This window comes from Streptomyces malaysiensis subsp. malaysiensis (assembly GCF_040653035.1).
In the GTDB taxonomy this organism is placed as follows: Bacteria; Actinomycetota; Actinomycetes; order Streptomycetales; family Streptomycetaceae; genus Streptomyces; species Streptomyces malaysiensis.
Genome location: NZ_JBEZNG010000033.1, coordinates 1 through 19155, shown reverse-complemented (window position 1 = coordinate 19155; position 19155 = coordinate 1). Strand labels below are relative to the sequence as shown.

The 19155-nt window shown below is 69.7% G+C and carries 17 protein-coding genes; 11 read left to right on the top strand and 6 right to left on the bottom strand.

The genetic code is table 11. The features are described 5' to 3' along the window. Positions 1-175 precede the first annotated feature (175 nt). Positions 176-1246, top strand: coding sequence for a phosphate ABC transporter permease PstA (gene pstA / locus AB0E24_RS39985; RefSeq protein WP_079258466.1), 1071 nt, complete (start codon positions 176-178; stop codon positions 1244-1246). A 26-nt stretch (positions 1247-1272) separates the two neighbouring features. Continuing rightward, a complete protein-coding gene (gene pstB / locus AB0E24_RS39980) occupies positions 1273-2049 on the top strand; it encodes a phosphate ABC transporter ATP-binding protein PstB (protein WP_069873630.1) in 777 nt (258 codons plus the stop codon). A gap of 203 nt (positions 2050-2252) precedes the next feature. Here pstB and AB0E24_RS39975 read toward each other — a convergent pair whose 3' ends face one another. Then, positions 2253-3251 carry an inorganic phosphate transporter gene (locus tag AB0E24_RS39975; protein WP_069873632.1) on the bottom strand — a complete coding sequence of 333 codons (999 nt, stop codon included), beginning with the start codon at positions 3249-3251 and terminating at the stop codon, positions 2253-2255. Between the two features lie 8 nt (positions 3252-3259). Beyond that, the gene (locus tag AB0E24_RS39970; RefSeq protein WP_030837909.1) at positions 3260-3880 is read right to left on the bottom strand and encodes a DUF47 domain-containing protein; all 621 of its coding nucleotides are present in this window, start codon (positions 3878-3880) and stop codon (positions 3260-3262) included. A 192-nt stretch (positions 3881-4072) separates the two neighbouring features. Between AB0E24_RS39970 and AB0E24_RS39965 the strand changes: the two genes are divergently transcribed. Further along, complete coding sequence (locus AB0E24_RS39965) at positions 4073-4477, top strand: metal-sensitive transcriptional regulator (RefSeq protein ID WP_069873634.1); 405 nt, start codon at positions 4073-4075, stop codon at positions 4475-4477. A gap of 94 nt (positions 4478-4571) precedes the next feature. Here the strand turns inward: AB0E24_RS39965 and AB0E24_RS39960 are convergent, their stop codons facing one another. Together AB0E24_RS39960 and AB0E24_RS39955 are read right to left on the bottom strand one after the other, a co-directional pair. Beyond that, the gene (locus AB0E24_RS39960; RefSeq protein ID WP_359384532.1) at positions 4572-5087 is read right to left on the bottom strand and encodes a hypothetical protein; all 516 of its coding nucleotides are present in this window, start codon (positions 5085-5087) and stop codon (positions 4572-4574) included. A 127-nt stretch (positions 5088-5214) separates the two neighbouring features. Continuing rightward, positions 5215-6129, bottom strand: coding sequence for a hypothetical protein (locus tag AB0E24_RS39955; RefSeq protein ID WP_359384530.1), 915 nt, complete (start codon positions 6127-6129; stop codon positions 5215-5217). A 444-nt stretch (positions 6130-6573) separates the two neighbouring features. On the opposite strand from AB0E24_RS39955, the gene AB0E24_RS39945 reads away from it, so the two are divergent. Then, positions 6574-8190, top strand: coding sequence for an FAD-binding oxidoreductase (locus AB0E24_RS39945; protein WP_359384526.1), 1617 nt, complete (start codon positions 6574-6576; stop codon positions 8188-8190). Between the two features lie 155 nt (positions 8191-8345). Here the strand turns inward: AB0E24_RS39945 and AB0E24_RS39940 are convergent, their stop codons facing one another. Then, complete coding sequence (locus AB0E24_RS39940) at positions 8346-9059, bottom strand: phosphatase PAP2 family protein (RefSeq protein WP_093700526.1); 714 nt, start codon at positions 9057-9059, stop codon at positions 8346-8348. A gap of 234 nt (positions 9060-9293) precedes the next feature. After that, positions 9294-10301 (bottom strand): C40 family peptidase, encoded by a 1008-nt coding sequence (locus tag AB0E24_RS39935; protein WP_069873679.1) that lies wholly within the window; start codon positions 10299-10301, stop codon positions 9294-9296. A 223-nt stretch (positions 10302-10524) separates the two neighbouring features. On the opposite strand from AB0E24_RS39935, the gene AB0E24_RS39930 reads away from it, so the two are divergent. The 7 genes from AB0E24_RS39930 to AB0E24_RS39900 all read left to right on the top strand — a co-directional run bounded on the left by AB0E24_RS39930 (position 10525) and on the right by AB0E24_RS39900 (position 18883). Beyond that, a complete protein-coding gene (locus tag AB0E24_RS39930; protein WP_069873650.1) occupies positions 10525-10773 on the top strand; it encodes a DUF397 domain-containing protein in 249 nt (82 codons plus the stop codon). A 352-nt stretch (positions 10774-11125) separates the two neighbouring features. Further along, positions 11126-11434 (top strand): DUF8827 family protein, encoded by a 309-nt coding sequence (locus tag AB0E24_RS39925; protein WP_009716148.1) that lies wholly within the window; start codon positions 11126-11128, stop codon positions 11432-11434. A gap of 322 nt (positions 11435-11756) precedes the next feature. Continuing rightward, positions 11757-12650, top strand: a complete 894-nt coding sequence (locus tag AB0E24_RS39920; protein ID WP_100806615.1) for a DUF8175 domain-containg protein — start codon at positions 11757-11759, stop codon at positions 12648-12650. Then, complete coding sequence (locus tag AB0E24_RS39915; protein WP_359384522.1) at positions 12640-13965, top strand: hypothetical protein; 1326 nt, start codon at positions 12640-12642, stop codon at positions 13963-13965. The genes AB0E24_RS39920 and AB0E24_RS39915 overlap by 11 nt, the downstream gene beginning before the upstream one ends. Positions 13966-13967: 2 nt before the next feature. Next, entirely contained in the window at positions 13968-15524 is a 1557-nt protein-coding gene (locus AB0E24_RS39910) for an SCO6880 family protein (RefSeq protein WP_069873681.1), read from the top strand. A gap of 58 nt (positions 15525-15582) precedes the next feature. Further along, positions 15583-16986 carry an ATP-binding protein gene (locus tag AB0E24_RS39905; protein ID WP_202544062.1) on the top strand — a complete coding sequence of 468 codons (1404 nt, stop codon included), beginning with the start codon at positions 15583-15585 and terminating at the stop codon, positions 16984-16986. 1 nt (position 16987) lies between these two features. Beyond that, positions 16988-18883 (top strand): type IV secretory system conjugative DNA transfer family protein, encoded by a 1896-nt coding sequence (locus AB0E24_RS39900; protein WP_359384519.1) that lies wholly within the window; start codon positions 16988-16990, stop codon positions 18881-18883. Positions 18884-19155 lie beyond the last annotated feature (272 nt).

The following is a 19155-nucleotide window of genomic DNA, read 5'->3' as shown; positions in this document are numbered from 1 at the left end:
GTGGGCGACAGTCACATCAGCCGCTGGCGCGGCGGAGCGAATGTAAGAGACACCGCATGAGCGACGCACACGCGGCCGCTGAGCCGCAGAAGACGACGAAACCCGCACCTCCGCGCCGCGTGGACGACAGTCACATCAGCCGCCGGCGCGGCGGAGCGAATGTAGGGGGCACGGCATGAGCAGTAACGCTGTCGTTGACAAGGGCGGCTCTCGCCACGGTTCGAGCCTTCAGCAGGCCCGGCTGCCGCAGTGGGCCCCGTACGCCCTGGTCGTGGTCTCGCTGGCCCTGGGGGCGGGCATCGGCACCGCCCTGGGAATGGACAGTCCGTTCCAGTGGGGCCTGTTCGCCGCCCTGGTGTTCATCGTCGCCTCGTACGTCCTCGGCGCGGTGGTCGAAGGGGGCCGGCAGGCCAGGGACCGGCTGGCCACCAGTCTGGTGTGGGTCTGCTTCCTGCTCGCCGTCGTCCCGCTGCTCTCCCTGATCTGGGAGACCGTCGACCGGGGCCGGACGGTGCTCGACGGCTACTTCCTGGGCCACTCCATGGAGGGTGTGCAGACGATCCTGCCCGGCGGTGGCGCGTACCACGCGATCATCGGCACCCTGGAACAGGTCGGCCTCGCCGCCCTCATCGCCGTTCCGATCGGCCTGCTGACCGCCATCTACCTGGTGGAGTACGGGCGCGGCAAGCTGGCGAAGGCCGTCACCTTCTTCGTCGATGTGATGACCGGTATCCCCTCGATCGTGGCCGGTCTGTTCATCCTCAGCTTCTGGATCATCATTCTCGGCTTCAGCTACTCGGGCTTCGCCGGTGCCATGGCGCTGGCCATCCTGATGATGCCGATCGTCGTCCGCTCGACCGAGGAAATGCTCAAGCTGGTCCCGGACGAGCTGCGTGAGGCGTCCCTCGCGCTCGGCGTGCCCAAGTGGCGCACCATCCTCAAGGTGGTGCTGCCCACCGCGATCGGCGGAATCACCACCGGTGTGATGCTCGCGGTCGCCCGAGTCGCCGGCGAGTCCGCGCCCATCGTGCTGCTGGTCTTCGGCGCCACGGGGATCAACAACAACCCGTTCGAAGGCGCTCAGTCGTCGCTGCCCTACTACATCTACGAGCAGTGGCAGCTCGGCAACGAAGCCTCCTTCAACCGGGCCTGGGCAGCGGCGCTCGTGCTCATCGCCTTCGTCATGATCCTGAACCTGGTGGCCCGCGGCATCGCCCGCTGGAAGGCCCCGAAGTCCGGCCGCTGAGGCCGAGAAGAAGAGAAGTGATTCACATGGCCAAGCGCATCGACGTCAGCGGGCTGACCGCCTACTACGGCAGCCACAAAGCCATCGAGGACATCTCGATGACGGTCGAGCCCCGCTCGGTGACCGCTTTCATCGGACCGTCGGGCTGCGGCAAGTCCACCTTCCTGCGCACCCTCAACCGGATGCACGAGGTCACCCCCGGCGGCCGGGTCGAGGGCAAGGTGATGCTCGACGACGAGAACCTCTACGGCTCGGGGGTGGACCCGGTCTCCGTGCGGCGCACGGTCGGCATGGTCTTCCAGCGCCCCAACCCGTTCCCGACGATGTCCATCTTCGAGAACGTCGCCGCCGGGCTGAAGCTCAACGGCTCGTACAAGAAGAGCGAGCTCGAGAACGTCGTCGAGAAGTCCCTCAAGGGCGCCAACCTGTGGAACGAGGTCAAGGACCGGCTCAACAAGCCGGGCGCCGGCCTCTCCGGCGGTCAGCAGCAGCGGCTGTGCATCGCCCGCGCCATCGCGGTCGAGCCCGCCGTGCTGCTGATGGACGAGCCCTGCTCGGCGCTCGACCCGATCTCCACGCTCGCCATCGAGGATCTGATCGGTGAGCTCAAGGAGCGCTTCACGATCGTCATCGTGACGCACAACATGCAGCAGGCGGCGCGCGTCTCGGACCGTACGGCCTTCTTCAACCTGGCCGGTGTCGGCCAGCCGGGCAAGCTCATCGAGATCGACGAGACCGAGCGGATCTTCTCCAACCCGTCGGTGCAGGCGACCGAGGACTACATCTCGGGCCGCTTCGGCTGATCAGGCCCCTCGCGCGACCGGCGAGGAAAGAACGTCCTGCGGTGCTGCATGGCGGTGCCACCGCAAGACGAAAGGGCCCGCCCCTGGCTCCCGGGGGCGGGCCCACTTTCATGGGTCCACTTCGTGCACGGCGTCAGCGTACGGCGATCAGGTTCGGCGTACGGCTAGCAGGCTCGGCGTACAGATCAGGTTCGGCGCACGGCTCAGCCGAAGGCCAGGTTGACGATCCAGTAGCTGAGTGCGGCGACTCCGGCCGCCGCGGGCATGGTGATGAACCAGCCGAGAACGATGTTCTTCGCGACCCCCCAGCGGACCGCGCTCACCCGCTTCGTAGCCCCCACACCCATGATCGCCGAGGTGATGACATGGGTGGTCGAGATGGGCGCCTGAAACATGAAAGACGCCGTGTACATGACCCCCGCGGCAGTGGTCTCCGCCGCGAACCCCTGCGGCGGGTCCAGCTCGATGATCCGCCGTCCCAGCGTGCGCATGATCCGCCAGCCGCCCGCGTAGGTGCCGAGCGACAGCATCGCGGCACAGGAGATCTTCACCCACACCGGAATCGCGTCGCCTTCGTCCTCGACACCCCCGATGACCAGGGCCATCACCACGACACCCATGGTCTTCTGGGCGTCCTGGAGGCCGTGGCCGAGCGCCATGCCCGCCGCCGAGACGGTCTGGGCTATCCGGAAGCCGCGCTTGGCCTTGTGCGGGTTCGCGTCACGGAACAGCCAGAGGATGATCACCATCACGAAGTAGCCCAATATCAGGCCGACGATGGGCGAGATGACCATCGGGATGACGACCTTCTCCAGCACCCCGTCCCAGTGGACCGTGCTCGCCCCCGCGAGCGCCGCGCCCACCAGCCCGCCGAACAGCGCGTGCGAGGAGGAGGACGGCAGGCCGAAGTACCAGGTCACCATGTTCCAGGTGATCGCGCCGACCAGCCCGGCGAACAAGATCATCATGCCTTGATCGCCGGTGGGGGTGGCGATCAGGCCCTCGCTGACGGTCTTGGCGACGCCGCTGCCGAGGAAGGCACCCGCGAGGTTCATCACGGCGGCCATGGCGAGCGCCGCCCGCGGGGTCAGCGCCCGGGTGGAGACCGAGGTCGCGATCGCGTTGGCCGAGTCGTGGAAGCCGTTGGTATAGGTGAAGAAGAGCGCGACCGCGATGGTCACGACAAGCGCGAAGGTGTCCATGCCGGGGCTCAGGACTCCTTGACGGCGATGGTCTCGACCGTGTTGGCCACGTGCTCGAAGGCGTCGGCCGCTTCCTCCAGCACATCGACGATCTGCTTGAGCTTGAGCACCTCTATCGCGTCGTACTTACCGTTGAAGAGGTGGGCCAGGAGCTTGCGGTGGATCTGGTCCGCCTGGTTCTCCAGCCGGTTGACCTCGATCCAGTACTCCGTGAGGTTGGTCATGGTGCGCAGATTCGGCATCGCCTCGGCGGTCAGCTCGGCCGCCCGCGCCAGCACCTCGATCTGCTGCTCGACCCCCTTGGGCAGCTCTTCGACCTGGTAGAGGACGACCAGGTCGACCGCCTCCTCCATGAAGTCCATGATGTCGTCGAGGGACGAGGCCAGGGAGTAGATGTCCTCGCGGTCGAACGGTGTGATGAAGGAGGAGTTCAGCTGGTGGAAGATCGCGTGCGTGGCATCGTCCCCCGCGTGCTCCGCGGCCCTCATCCGCTCTGCGATCTCGGCACGAGCGGAGGAGTCCGCCCCGAGCAATTCCATCAGGAGCTTGGAGCCGGTCACGATGTTGTCCGCAGACGCGGCGAACATGTCGTAAAAGCTCGTCTCCCTGGGGGTCAGACGAAAGCGCACTGGGGATCCTCGGAATGCAGCGGATGGGGACTCGACGATGCTAGGCGCATCTTCCGGCCACGGTAACCGGCGTCCCCAGTGTCGCCCATCAGGCAGAGTGCTCAGCACGGGGGCCCGGTTCGACCGGAAAACCCGGTACCATATACCCGCTGGGGGTATATGCGGACATAGCGCAATCAACGGGAGGACGCCATGACGACCACGGCAGCCGATACCACCGCGCCCAACGACGGCGACGAGCGGGGCCAGGCGTCCGGCCACACCTCCGCACAGGAGTCCGTACCCCACGGTGGCCATGGGTACGCCAAACAAAAGGATCAGCACCTCAAGCGGCTGCGCCGGATCGAGGGACAGATCAGGGGGCTGCAACGGATGGTCGAGGAGGATGTCTACTGCATCGACATACTCACCCAGGTCTCGGCCGGCACCAAGGCGCTCCAGTCCTTCGCCCTCCAGTTGCTCGAGGAGCATCTGCGCCACTGCGTCGCCAGCGCGGCCGTGGAGAGCGCCGCCCGGGGCGAGGAGGAGGGCACAAGCGAGGTGGATACCAAGGTCGCCGAGGCCACGGCGGCCATCGCCCGGCTGCTGCGGACCTGAGGGCCGGCACCGTGGCCACGTCCGCGGGCCTGGACATGACCGCCCCCTCGCCGGACGGGGCCGCCGGGCGCCCGCCGGCGAGACGGCGACTCCGCTACGGGGCGTCCGGGCCCCCGGCCTCGGGGGCAAGAGCCTCGGGGGCGCCCTTCGCGCCCTCGGCACCTTTCGCGTCCTGGGCGCCTTTCGCGTCCTGGGCGCGATTCGCTTCTGTGACGCGATTCGCCTCCGGGGCGCCCTTCATGTCCTGAGCGCGATGCGTGTCCTGGGCACGATTCACGTCCTGGGCACGATTCGCGTCCGGGGCGCTCTTCATCTCCTGGGCACGCTTCGCATCCTCGGCGCGCTGAGCGCCCTGCGCTCCCTTGGTGCCTTCGGCGCCCCCGGCACCCCCGGCGCCCTTGGGTCGTCTGACGCCTTTGGCGCCCCTGGCACCCTTGGCTCCCTCGGCCGAATCTGATCGGTCGGCCCGCACCCGGAGCACCTCGTCGATACGGTCCGTACTGAGCCTGTCCTCGTCCGCGCTCGACGCAGCGATCATCAAGTCACCGTAGAGATCGATTTCGATGAGGGCCACGGGGTCCGGGCCCGACGAGCCGCGACGCGCAACCACGTGTTTCACCTCCTCCAGCGAGCACCTGCGAGCACTTTCGAGCAGCGGCTTCCCAGCGTAGGGATCGGTACACACTCCGCGCATGGCACGGATGGGCCATTTCGAAGGGCAAAGGGAGCCCCTCCGACTACTTCTGAGGTGATCCGACCTTCCCTGTGTAGATATCCGTGGGCTTGGGGAGCTCGATCAGGGCCGGCGCCCCGAAGTCGTACAGCTGCGTCGTGGAGGCGACGCCCAGCGCGTCGGGCCGTCCGGCGGCGCCCGCGCCCTCCGTCGCCTCCTGGCCGTCGGCCCGGCCGGCCATCGTGAACCGGTGCCGCACCTCGCGCAGCCGGCCGAGCCCGTCGAGATACGCGTCGAAGGGCACCGTACTCTCGCCGAACCCCCTGGCCGCGGCCATCAGCGACCCCCGCACCCCCTCCGACGCGACCCGCGCCGCCCGGCCGATGTCGGTGGTACCGCGGTAGTGGCGCACCAGATCCCCACCGAGCCCCTCCTCACCGACCAGACTGGCCTTCCGCACCCCGCGCAGCAGTTCGGCGGCGATCAGCGGATCCGTGGCGCCGCCGGTGACGAGATTGCCGTCGGGGATATCCGTCGTATCCACCCGCACCCATTTGTCGCGGGGAATGCCCGCGCCGCGATTGCGCATGAAAAGCGCCCCGGGGGCCAGGAGTTCGGTGATCGGCGCATGCTCGGCGGTCCCCATCGCGTCCTTCGGCAACAACAGCCGCAGCCGGCCCAGCCGCTTCTCGAAGTCGTACGCACCGGCGCCCCGGATGGACACGCGAGTGCCGCCGGTCGCCGTCTCCATGGTCGTACGCACCCGTGAACTGCCCGATTTGACCAGTACATCCGCGGCTCGGTGGAGCGCCGCGACCGCGCTCTCCCGCGCGGCGCCGGCAGGGCGTTCATCGGCCGCGGTCTCGGTGGAGCAGCCGCTGACCGTCGCCAGCGACACCGCCAGCAGACCACCCGACACGAGCCCGGCGGCCGCTCTCACCCGTCTCCGTACGCCGAGCCCGCGCTGCTGGAACTCCATCGACCGCCGACCCCCTGGCCACGCTCGTCCACGCTTGATACTTGTTCGTTTAACGATTCACCCCGGCGGCCCGTAACGGCCCGGTAGCGTGGTCATGTGCTCGACTCAGGCGACATACGCCCCGGCCAGAACCGCACCACCACCGTGGAGCGGGGGTCCTTCTCCATCGCCAGATGCACCTGCGGCTGGTCCGGTCCGGCCCGTCGAGCCAGAGCCATCGCCCGTGACGACGCGGCGGTGCATGCGACGACCCGTCACTCCCCGTCCGACACAAGCGATTCATCGGACTCGCCCGATTAGCGCTTCTTGTCCGTCCGCCGACAACTCTTTGGACACGAGCGGAACCGCGCTCCCCGGTCCATCCCTCTGACCAAGCGACCGGGCCGACTTCACGGTGGCCCGGTCGACGGTCGGGAAGAGTGTCGACAGGGAGGGGACACCGCCATGAACCGGCGGACACTGCTGGCAGCGGGCACGGGGCTGGCGGCCACCGCCACATGGGTCACCGCGTGCGACGACGGCACGGGGAAGGCTGGCGGTGACTCATCCTCCGGCGGCTCCGCCTCCTCCTCGGCGTCGGACGCCCGTTCGGCCTCCGCGAGCGGCAGGCGCGGCGCCGTCGACGGCAAGCCGAAGTCCGCGGACTGGAGCGCGCTCGGCAAGGACCTCCAGGGCGACCTGGTGCGCCCCGGAGACTCCGACTACACCTCGGCCAGCCGGCTCTACAACACCCGCTTCGACCACCTTCACCCCGCCGCCGTCGCCTATATAGCGAACACCTCGGACATATCCGCCTGTCTGGACTTCGCCCGGCGCCATGGCGCCCCCGTCGCCATCCGCAACGGCGGCCACTCCTACGCCGGCTGGTCGAGCGGCGACGGCCGCCTCGTCATCGACGTCTCCGCGCTGTCATCGATCCGTACCAGCTCCGGCGAGGCGCGGATCGGCGCCGGGGCCAAGCTCATCGACGTCTACACCTCGCTCGGCGCCCGCGGGGTCACCGTCCCCGGCGGCTCCTGCCCGAGCGTCGGCATCTCGGGGCTGACCCTCGGCGGCGGCCACGGTGTGGTCTCCCGGGCGTACGGACTGACCGCCGACAGCCTTACGGGCGCGACCATCGTCACCGCGGACGGCAAGGCCCTGGAGGTCTCCAAGAACCGCGAGGCGGAACTGTTCTGGGCGCTGCGCGGCGCGGGCAACGGCAACTTCGGCGTCGTCACCGAACTGCGCTTCCGTACGCATGAAGCGGCGGACGGTGTGACCTGTTATATGTCATGGCCATGGTCCAAGGCCGCGAAGGTGCTGAGCGCCTGGCAGAAGTGGGGTCCGGACCAGCCGGACGAGATCTGGTCGGCGCTCCACCTGTCGGCCGCCCCCGGCGGCGCCCCCACCGTCTCCGTGAGCTGCTTCTCGCTCGGCACCTACGGCGCGCTCCAGAACGCCGTGGACCGGCTCGCCGACGGACCGGGCGGCCCGGGCCCCGCCTCGCAGGTCAGCCTGCGCCGCCGTGGCTATGTCGACGCCATGCGGATGTACGCGGGCTGCGGCGACACCTCGACGGCCAACTGCCATCTGCCGGGTGACAAGCCCGGCCGCAACACCTCCGGGGTGCTCAACCGCGAGACCTACGCGGCGCGCTCGGACTTCTACGACCGCTCGCTGAGCCAGGCGGGCGTACGGGCGATGCTCGACCAGGTGGAGCGCTACGGGCGGCGCACCGGCGGCGGGGGCGCGGTCAGCATCGCGCTCACCGCGCTCGGCGGGGCGGTCAACCGGGTCTCGCCCACCGCCACGTCCTTCGTCCACCGCCGCTCCCGGTTCCTCGCGCAGTACACCGCGTCCTGGGCGGCGAGCGGCTCGGGCACCGCGGGCAACGCCTGGCTGGACGGGGCCCATACGGCGATGCGGCGGTACGCCTCCGGGGCGGCGTACCAGAACTACACGGACGCGTCGCTGAAGGACTGGCGCACGGCCTACTACGGCTCGGCCGCCGACAAGCTGTCGCGGGTGAAGAAGCGTTACGACCCGGACCGGCTCTTCGACTTCCCGCAGGCGCTGTGAGGCCCCGCGCCGTGGGGTGACGAGCGAGAGGGCACAGGCCCGGTCCCGGGCTCGGGAAAGGCAGAAGGCCCGGCAGCCGCCGGGCCTTCGTCACCACGGTGCCGTGGCCTCATCGCAACCGTAAGGAGGCCGCTGGGCACATCCGCAGCGGGCCGCTAGGCCGCCAGGTCCTTGTTCCCGTGGTCGCCGCCCACCGAGCGGGACTCCGCGAGTTCCGCACACGCCTCGTCCGCGCCCCGGCCGACGGCGGCGGGCTCGACCCGAATCAGCCGACCCACCCGCGAATTCGCGATCGCCGTGGTCAGCGGCGTCAGCAGCATCATCGCTAGCGGCGCCAGCAGCAGCGTGACCGCCGTCCCCAGGGCGAACCCGCCGATCACATCGGTCGGGTAGTGGACACCCATATAGACACGGCAGAACCCCTCCAGCAGCGCGAGCCCTATGGCGGCCGCCCCGTAGGCCCGGTGGGCCATGAAGACGCCGACGGCGACGGCCATGGTCAGCGTCGCGTGGTCGCTGACGAACGAGAAGTCGGTCTTGCCCGCCACCAGTACCTCGAGCCCCTGATGGTCCCTGAAGGGTCTGGGCCGCTCGACGAAGCCGCGGATGGGGATGTTGGCGATCAGCGCCAACCCGGCGGCCAACGGGGCCCACATCAGCCCGGCGACGGCGGACGGGGCCTCCTGCGGCCGCTTCCGCACGCTCCACCAGGCGGCCAGGCCGACCAGGGCGAGCCCGATGACGATCCCGTACTCGCCGACGAACTCCATGACGCGGTCGAACCAGTGCGGGGCGTCCTTCGCCAGCCCGTTGATGTCGTAGAGAAGGCTGACATCGGGGTTCGACCCGTCCAGTGCGAGTCCAGCCATATGCCGTGGCCCCTTATCTCTTGCCTGTCACTACGTGCAGCTGCCGACCCCCGTAATGCCTTGCGATCCGTGGCAACGCGACCGGCGCCGGAGAATCCGCCGTCGATCCGCGCTGATCCACACTCGATCCACTTCCAGGGAACGCCCTCTTCTCGCCGGGGGTTCCGTAATCCACCCAACGATCACCGGGACGTTATCGAAGGGTGACCGATCGTCGCAGCTCAGGGGGAATCCTTACGCGGAGTCCGCCCTTGGCAGCGCTTTCGCGCCATCTTGGGTCACCCGCGTAGCACCGATGTAGTCCGGCGTGTCGATCTTGTCAAAACGGATCACCGCACCGGTGTAGGGCGCGTTGATCATGTAACCGCCGCCCACATAGATCCCCACATGGTGGATCGATCTCGGATCGTCGAGGTCGTAGGCGAAGAACACCAGGTCTCCTGGGAGCAGCTCGTCCCGCTTGGGGTGCGGCCCGGCGTTCCACTGGTCGTTGGCGACGCGCGGCAGATCGATCCCGACCGTCTTGTACGCCGCCTTCGTCAGCCCCGAGCAGTCGAACCGCCCGCCCTCCTCCGGCGTGCCGTTCCCACCCCACAGATAGGGCTTGCCGAGCTGCTTCTGCGCGAAGTAGATCGCCCCGGCCGACTGCCGGGAGGGCTGGACCTTCTGGACCGGCGCCTCGAAGCTCTTGGCGAGGGTCGTGATGGTCTTCACATAGTTCTGGGTCTCGCGGTAAGGCGGCACCCCGCCGTACTTGATCACGGCATAGGCGCCCGCGTTGTACGAGGCCAGCATGTTGTGCGTCTGATCGCCCGGCACATCCTTGACGTACTTGGCGAGCGAGCAGTCATAGGCGGCCGCCGACGGGATCGCGTCCTGCGGGTCCCAGATGTCCTTGACGCCGTCCTTGTTGCCGTCGACCCCGTGCGAGGCCCAGGTGGCGGGGATGAACTGCGCTATCCCCTTGGCGTTGGCCGGGCTCTGCGCCTTCGCGTTCCAGCCGCTCTCCTGGTAGAGCTGCGCGGCCAGAAGCGCGGGGTTGATGGCGGGGCAGGAGTTCCCATACCGCTGGACGAGCGGCTCGTACGAAGCGGGAACGGAGCCCTTCGCCAGCCCGACCGCTCTGCCGCCCGCACCGCCGAGGAGGTCCGCCGCGACCATATAGGTACCGACGACGAGCAGCGCGACAAAGGAAAAGGAGACTCCGAGACCGACACTGACACCCAGCCAGACCTTACGCACCCGGCCATCCTCCCCCATTCGCCCGCGGTGCGAACGTGTTTCCGCACGCACGGCGAAAATCAGCCGCTCCCCAGCCGAAACCATACGACGGGCCCCGACGCGCGCCCCCTGTGCGCCGCCGCCCCGCCCCGCACGCCTCCCCACCTCGCCCCGGCCGCCTCTCGCGGGGCCGTCGAACGCGTAGAGTCCAGCCGTCCGAGCAGCACGACCCTGGGGACCGCAGATGACACGGCGCGACTGGCGAGAGCTCGACTGGCAGCGGGCCGCGCCCGACGACATCGAAGAAGGCAGCGCGTACCTCGAGGTGGCCGTGGGCCCCGACGACCAGATCCTGATGCGCGAGAGCAACGACCCGGAGACCGTCGTCGTCACGACCCGGGCGAAGTGGGAGGCGTTCCTCAAGGGCGTCAAGGCGGGCGAGTTCGACGACTTCGCCGATCTCACGGAGAGCGACGACCCCGCGGGGAAGTGAGCGGCGGGGCGGACGAGCGGGACCCGCCCCGGGGCCCGTGACCGGCTCACGGCGCATACGGCCGACCCTCCTCACCGCGGCCCCGCTGATGGCCCCTCACCGACGGCCCTGCCGACGCCCCTTACCGATCGTTGCCCTACACCCACCCGCGTGATACACAGAGTGACCATACGACACTCTATTGACACGCCTACCACGTCCGCCAGACGGCCGTGTCCCACAACACGCACGAGATCCGCTAAGAAATGCCGCCAAGTCGACATGCGGAAGCGGATTCATCAGCGAAGATAGAGCCTGACCCACGCCACATCGGCGGGGGACACAACAACCCACAAGGGGCGGTGAGTTCATCATGTTCCTAGCGGCCGAAAAGGGCGACATCAACACCATCATCGGCGGAATCGCCCCAGACTGGGGTCCGTTCGGCAGCCTGGGCAGCGAGGCGCGCGTCATGATCGAGGTCGTGATGGCGGTCGCGCTGCTGCTCTGCTTCGGCATCGCCATCTGGGGCGCGGCCAAGCAGCGGATCGGCGCGACGGCCCTGCGGGACACCTTCAGCGCGGAGCAGGGCAAGGGACTGATCGTCGCCGGCCTCACCGGTGTGTTCATCATCGGATCGCTGGGCACGCTATTCACGATCGTGTACGGCATGGCCATCTAGCCGCTCTCCCCGCCCGCCCCGAACCGCCCCCTCTCGCGCGGGGCGCACGCCCCTGGCCGCAAGCCTCCGCTCCCGAGTCCCCCTACCGGCCCCACACCCCGTACCCGAGGCTGCTCCCTGATGCCCGCTCCCGCTCACCACGCTGAGGTCGTGTCAGCTTGATGTCCACTCACACCAGCGCGCCCGAGCGTCAGTCCTCGCGGTTACCGTCGTATGCGGGTGACGGAAGAGGGACCATGGATGACGCGGTCGGCACGGACGGCAGGATCGGCGGGATCAGCAGGCTCGGCAGGCTAGGTATGGGCGAAGGGGCGTACGCAGGATGAGTCTCGGCGGCGACGACGGATACGGCGGTGACTACGAGGGCCATGAGCCGCGCCGCGGCCGCGGCGCGGCCTCCGAAGGTCATCTGACACGCACCCGCCTGCCCGAGGGCGACGGCGACCCCTACGGCCCGCCCCGCCGTGCCCCCGGCCGCGCCGGCAAGCCCAGCCGCAACCTCATCACCGTGGTCGGCGTCGTCGTCCTCCTCCTCGCGGCCATCGCCTTCGTCAACCGCGGCGGCCAAAAGGACGACTCCAGCAGCGGCGGCGACTCCGGCGGCGGCACCGGCACCGAAGCCCGCCCCACCGCCCCCACGGGCGAGCGCCCGGTCGACGGCAAGAACAACACCACGGGCATCGCCTCGGGCTTCGCCAAATCCGAACAGGGCGCCCAGAGCGCGGCGGCGAACTACGCGGTGGCGCTGGGGTCCGCCGAAATGTACAACCGCGACCAACGCCACGCGATCCTCCCCGAGATCTTCACCAGCGCGGCCGCCGACCGGCTCCAGCCCAGGCTCGACAAGGCTTACTCCGCCGCGTCGCTGGAGAGAATCGGCCTGGACGCGAACGGCAAGGCGGCCGACGGCATGACCTACGTCTCGCGCACCGCCCCCCTGGGCACCAAGGTCGGCAAGTTCTCGGACACCACCGCGACCGTCGCGGTCTGGTGCACCGGCGTGTTCGGAACGGCCGGAGAGGGATCGAAGAACCCGGTCACCAACGACTGGTTCACCCTGACGCTCAAGCTGCGGTGGGTGAACAACGACTGGAAGGCCGAGAGCTACTCGCAGAAGGCCGGGCCGGCCCCGGTCAACAGCGACCGCACCGCGTCCACAGCCGATGAGATCGCCAAGGCAGTCGAGCAGTACGGAGGGTTCACCTATGCCCGCTAGCCCCCGCCGACGCGCTCTCACCCTCGCCGGAGCCCTGGCCGCGGCGCAGACGGCCGCCATCCTCCTGGCCGACCGCGCCGCGGCGGCGCCCACGCCGACCCCCACACCGTCCGGCGGCCAGGGCGACGATTGCGACCTCCTCCTCGGTCAGGTCCGAGAGAACTGCGAAAAGGGCGGTGGTGGCGGCTCCAGCGGCCCCCCCGACCCCTCCAACCCCCTGGACCCCGCCGCCTCCCTCGCCCGAGGCTGCGCCGACGCCGCCGCCTGGCTCGTCGGCAAGCTCTCCAAGCTCGTGAAGGAGACGGCCACCGTCGACTTCACCAACGAGGCTTTCCTCCGCCAGTACGCCGTCGTCTTCGCCGCCTCCACCGTCCTCACCCTCATCCTCTGGCTCCTCGCCGTCGCCAAGCGCGCCATCCGCGGCGTCCCCCTCGGCGAGGCGCTCTCCGAAGCCATAGGTTTCCTCTGGCTGACGGTCCTGGCCTCCGCCTTCACCCCCCTCATCCTCTATACGGTCGTCACCGCGACCGACGCCGTCACCGAAGCCATCTCCTCCGGCACCGGTGCGGACAATGACGCCTTCTTCGGCTCCTTCGCCCAAGCCCTCAAGCGGGACGAGGACATCGGCGGCGGCCCGATCATGCTCATCGTCGTCTCGCTCGTGACGATCCTCGCCGCCGGCGTCCTCTGCCTGGAGCTCGTCATCCGCGCCGCCCTCCTCTATGTGGGCGCGCTGCTCGGCACCGCCGTCTACTCGGGCCTCGTCGACAAGAACATGTGGGGGCATGTGCGCCGCTGGGCGGGGATCATGATCGCCGTGATCCTCGTCAAGCCGGTGATCATGATCGTGCTGGCCCTCGCCGGCGCGCTCTCCACCTCCGGCGACAAGCCCGACGCGTTCTCGGCCGTCGTCTCCGGCCTGGCCATCATCATCCTCGCCATCTTCGCCAGCGCGATGATCTACCGCTTCGTGCCCGGCTTCGGCGACGAGATCGTCAAGGCCCGCAGCGCCAGCGCCGACCCCGCGTCCCGCCAGGCCGCCGCCGTCATCAGCTCCCCCGCCGCCCTGGTGAAGCAGGGCATCAACACCCACAGCGCCCGCGGCGGAGGCGAGGCCGGCGGGGGCGGCGCCAGCCCGGGGCAGGCCAAGCCCGCCAACCCCGTCTCCGGCGGTGTGGCGGCCCACAGCACCCGCACCGGCAGCGGAGGCGCCTCCCCCGCGCCCGCCAGCCGCACGGGCCACACCGGGGGCTCCTCCGGCGCCTCCGCCACGAACCGCAGCTCCGGCAACAACTCGGGAGGTGACCGGCGGTGACGATCGAAGCACAGTCGCACCCCATCGCGCCCCGTCGCACATATCTGATCGGGCGCCCCCGCCCCAACGCGATCGTCGGCAAGAACCGCGAGACCGGCGAGATCGCGCTGATCATCGCGGGGGCGTTCATCGGGATGATGTGCGGGCTGCTGGTGCCGGTGCTGATGTTCCGCATCCTCACCCTGGTCGGCTTCCCCACCCTCGCCCTCGCCGCCGTGTACGTCCCGTACAACGGCCGGACGTTCTACCGGTGGTTCGAGATCAACCGCTCCTACAAGCGCAGCGTCCGTAAGGGCACCACCGCCTACCGCTCCGGCGCCGCCGAGGCCGGCACCCGCCTCGACGGCCGTGAGATCGAGGTCGGCCCGCCCCCCGGCATCGGCCGGATCAACTGGCTGGCCGCCCCCTTCGGCCCGGACGAGATCGCCGTGCTCCTGCACGCCGATCGCCGCACCGTCACCGCCGCCATCGAGATCGAGGGCCCCGGCGTCGGGCTGCGCGACAGCGAGGACCAGGAGGCCCTCGTCGACCGGTTCGGCACCCTGCTCAAGCATGTGGCCAACGGCGACGGTTTCGTCACCCGTCTCCAGATGCTGGCCCGCACCCTCCCCGCCGACCCCGACGCCCACGCCAAGGACGTCGAGCGGCGCGGCGACGAGCACGCCCCCAGCTGGCTCAAGGACTCCTACGACCAGCTCCAGTCGATGGTCTCCACCTCCTCCGAGCAGCACCGCGCCTATCTCGTCGCCTGTATGCACTACACCCGCGAGCTGGCCGCGGAGGCCCAGGCCATCGCGCGCGCCGCCCGCCACAGCGGCGGCGGCCGCCGCCTCGACAAGGACGCGGGCCTCGCCGTGGTGATGGCCCGTGAGCTGACCGACATCTGCGCCCGGCTCGCCGAGGCCGACATCCGGGTGCGCCAGCCCCTGGGGCAGGGGCGGCTGGCGTCGCTCATCCACTCCATGTACGACCCGGACCACCCCATCGACCACATCCAGGCGATGACCAAGCGGAACGCCTGGCCCGCCGAGCTGGACGCCATGGAGCCCACCTTCCTCCAGGCCAAGACGCGCGAGTCGACCACCCGCGAGCCCTGGTGCCATGCCACGGCCTGGGTGAAGGAGTGGCCCATGACGCCCGTCGGGGTCAACTTCCTCGCCCCGCTGCTCGTCCACACCCCCGATGTCATCCGTACGGTCGCCGTCTGTATGGACCTCGAGCCCACCGAGGTCGCCATCGAGCGGATGCTCACCGAGAAGACCAACGACGAGGCCGAGGCCAGCCGCGCCGCGAAGATGAACCGCACCGTGGACCCGCGTGACATCGCCGCCCACGGCCGGCTCGACCAGCGCGGTGAGGATCTCGCCAGCGGCGCCGCGGGCGTCAATCTCGTCGGCTACATCACCGTGTCCTCCCGCTCGCCGGAGGGTCTCGCGCGCGACAAGCGGACCATCCGGGCGTCGGCGGGGAAGAGCTACCTCAAGCTGGAGTGGTGCGACCGCGAACACCACCGGGCCTTTGTGAACACATTGCCGTTCGCGACCGGCATCCGCCGATAGAGCCGATAGACACGACTGGGACGACAGGGACGATAGGGGCTCCGCCGTGGCCGATCCGATGAGCGCCATCACCGATGCGTTCACCAGCTTTCTGTTCGGAAAGGTGGAGACGACGCGGCTGCCCGTGCGCACCTCCACCGGCCAGGCCCAGGCCGTCTATCTGCCCACCGCGGCCCCCGGCCTCGGCGACTCCGGCGTGGTCATCGGCCGCGAGGTCTACTCCGGCAAGGGCTATATCTACGACCCCTTCCAGCTCTACGGCCAGCAGCTGCCCGCCCCCCACTGGCTGGTGCTCGGCGAGTCCGGAAACGGCAAGTCGGCCCTGGAGAAGACCTATGTACTGCGCCAGCTGCGGTTCCGCGACCGCCAAGTGGTGGTGCTGGACGCCCAGGGCGAGGACGGCGTCGGCGAATGGAACCTCATCGCCCAGGAGCTGGGGATAACGCCCATCCGGCTCGACCCCATGGCGGCCCTGGACGGCGGTATCCGCCTGAACCCCCTGGACCCGGCGATCACCACGACCGGTCAGCTCGCCCTGCTCCGCACGATCATCGAGGTCGCGATGGGGCATGGACTGGACGAGCGCTCCGGATTCGCCCTGAAGGTCGCGCACGCCTATGTCAACGAGACCGTCGTCGACCGCCAGCCGGTGCTGACCGACATCGTGGAGCAGCTGCGCCACCCCGAGGCGGAGTCGGCCGCGGCGATGAACGTCGATATAGACGATGTACGGGCCTGGGGCCTCGATGTCGCCCTGGTGCTCGACCGACTGGTCGACGGTGATCTGCGGGGTATGTTCGACGGCCCCACCACCGCCGGAATCGATCTGGATTCGCCCCTGATCGTCTTCGACCTGTCCCATATCGATCGCAACTCGATCGCGATGCCGATCCTGATGGCCATCGTGGGTGTCTGGCTGGAGCACACCTGGATCCGTCCCGACCGTAAGAAGCGCATCTTCCTGGTCGAAGAGGCGTGGCACATCATCAACTCGCCCTTCGTCGCCCAGCTCTTCCAACGGCTGCTGAAGTTCGGACGACGGCTCGGCCTGTCCTTCGTCGCCGTCGTCCACCATCTCTCCGACGTGGTCGACGGCGCGGCGGCACGGGAAGCCGCGGCCATCCTCAAGATGGCCTCCACCCGCACGGTCTACGCCCAGAAGGCGGACGAGGCACGGGCCACCGGCCGCGTCCTGGGGCTGCCCCGCTGGGCCGTCGAGATCATCCCGACGCTGTCCCCCGGTATCGCGGTATGGGACGTCAACGGCAACGTACAGGTCGTCAAACACCTGATCACCGAGGCCGAGCGACCCCTCGTCTACACGGACCGGGCGATGACGGAGGACGGCCTGGCGTTGCAGATGGCCGCCGAGGCGGAGGCCGAGGAGAGGGCCGCCGCGGCGGTCGAGGCGGCGGAGGCGGACACCTACGGCGGGCCGTCGTACGGATCCACGGTGGCGTGAGATGGCAGCGGGACAGAATCACGGCGGGCCCGCGGAGCCCGGAAGATCACAGTCCGCCGAGCGCGGCATTCCGGATGCCCTGCTGGTCGGCTGCGTCGCCCTCCTGCTGGGCGCGCTAGGGCTGATGTGGTCGGCGACCGGCCTGGCCGGGCTCTTGGCCCACGGCGCCTGGCCGGACAACCTGACCTTCATGCGGACCCCGGTGGCACTGCGCCATCTGGTCACGGAGCCCCAGAATCTGGCGGCGGCATGGCCCAGCACCCCGGAGGACCAGCTGTCGGGGTACGGGCTCTTCTGGGGCATCTTCATCAGCGAGCTGATGGTGCTGATCGTGCTGACGATCTTCGTGATCGGCACACTGGCCCGCTACCGGATGGTCCGCGCCCAGCGCAGCGCCGCCCTCGCCACCGCCCGCGCGAAGGCGGCAGAGGCGAAGCGGCTCGGCCGCACAGACGCGGAGGCCGCCGAAGACGTCACCGGGACCGCGACCGGCAACGGTACGAGACCTACGAGAACGGGACCGGCCCCGGGCATGGAGGCGCCGCCCGCGCCCGGCCCAGCAAGCGGCTCAGCGGCCCCAGGAGCCACTTTCGGACCCTCTGCGCACTCCCCGGCCCTCTGGCCCGAGAACGTCACTCCGGAGCGCCCCCTCGTGCCCCCCGCGCCGGCCCCCGCCGAGGCAGCCCCCGGCAACGGCGCCATCGCACCCGCCACCGGTCACCATCACCAGACCGAGGCCGCCGCCGAAGCGGCCACCGGAACGGGCCCCAAGCCACACCCCCATATCTCCGAGCAGAGAGCCGGCGCGCAGAACGCCCCCACCGCGGGCGCGCCCAGCGAGAACGCGACCACGCCCGCCGCCCAGGACGGCCTGTACGCCCCGCTCGACCCGGCTTCCGCGCAGCCGCTCCCCACCCCACGCACCGGCCCGCTGACTGGGGCCGCCCTCCCCGAGGGCGAACTCGTCCAGTCCCGCGTCCTCTTCGGCGCCCAGCGCGGCGAGTCCGCGGCCCACACCATCCTGGAGGCCATCGGCCCCGTCCTCGTCGTCACCAGCGATCCCAAGCTCTGGTCCACGACCAAGGACGCGCGCGCCAAGTTCGGCCCCACCCACGTCTTCGACCCGTCCCATGTGCTCGACACCCCCGCGCGGCTGCGCTGGAACCCGGCGGCGGACTGCGGCTCCCGCGATATCGCGGCCGCCCGCGCCACCGCCCTCCTCGCCCCGGTACGGCCCATGCACGCTATGGACCGGCCGTTAGCGGAGGCCGCGGAGACGATGCTCCGCTGCTGGCTGCACGCCGCCGCGGTGGACGGCCGACCGTTCCGCCATGTGCACCGCTGGGCGCAGGGCAACTCGGCCCATGAGCCCGTACGGATCCTCCGTACGCATCCCAAGGCGGCGGGCGGCGCGGCCGGCGAGCTGGAGGCCACGCTCACCGCACACCGCGAACGCCGGGACATGGCCCAGGAACTGACCGCCCGTGCCCTCGGAGCGCTCTCCTCGATCCACATCCGGGACGCCTGCAATCCGGGACGAGCCGACACGCTCGCGCTGGAGTCATTCGTCGCCGAAGGGGGAACGCTCTATCTGATGGGTGAATCCATCGAGGATCCCCGAACCCAGCCGGGTGCGATGCCCCTGTTGACCGCACTCGCCTCGCACGTGGTCGAGCACGGCCGGCGCATGGCCGAACGGTCATCCTCCGGTCGGCTCGACCCACCACTCACCCTCGTCCTGGACGACGTCGCCGCCGTGGCCCCGCTCCCGGCGCTCCCCGACCTCCTCGCCCAGGGCGCGGCCCAGGGCCTGCCCACACTGGCCCTGATGCGCTCCCAGGAACAGGCACGAGCCCGCTGGCCGCACCGCTCCCTGGTGAGCCAGGAATCGCGCTGACAGCGCGACGACGGCACGCACGAGGAGTCCCCCGGTCAGCCAAGCCGGGTCAGCCGTCCCCAACGTGCCAGAACGTGCCCCCGTCAGCCAGGTGCGCTTCGCGGACGAGGATCGCCGGCCGCGGGACCGGCCACGGATATCGCGGGATATCGCGGTGAAACGCAAAAATGCCTCGGCCCCGAGCACTAAGTACTCGGGACCGAGGCTAAAAATTGTTCGGCGGCGTCCTACTCTCCCACAGGGTCCCCCCTGCAGTACCATCGGCGCTGAAA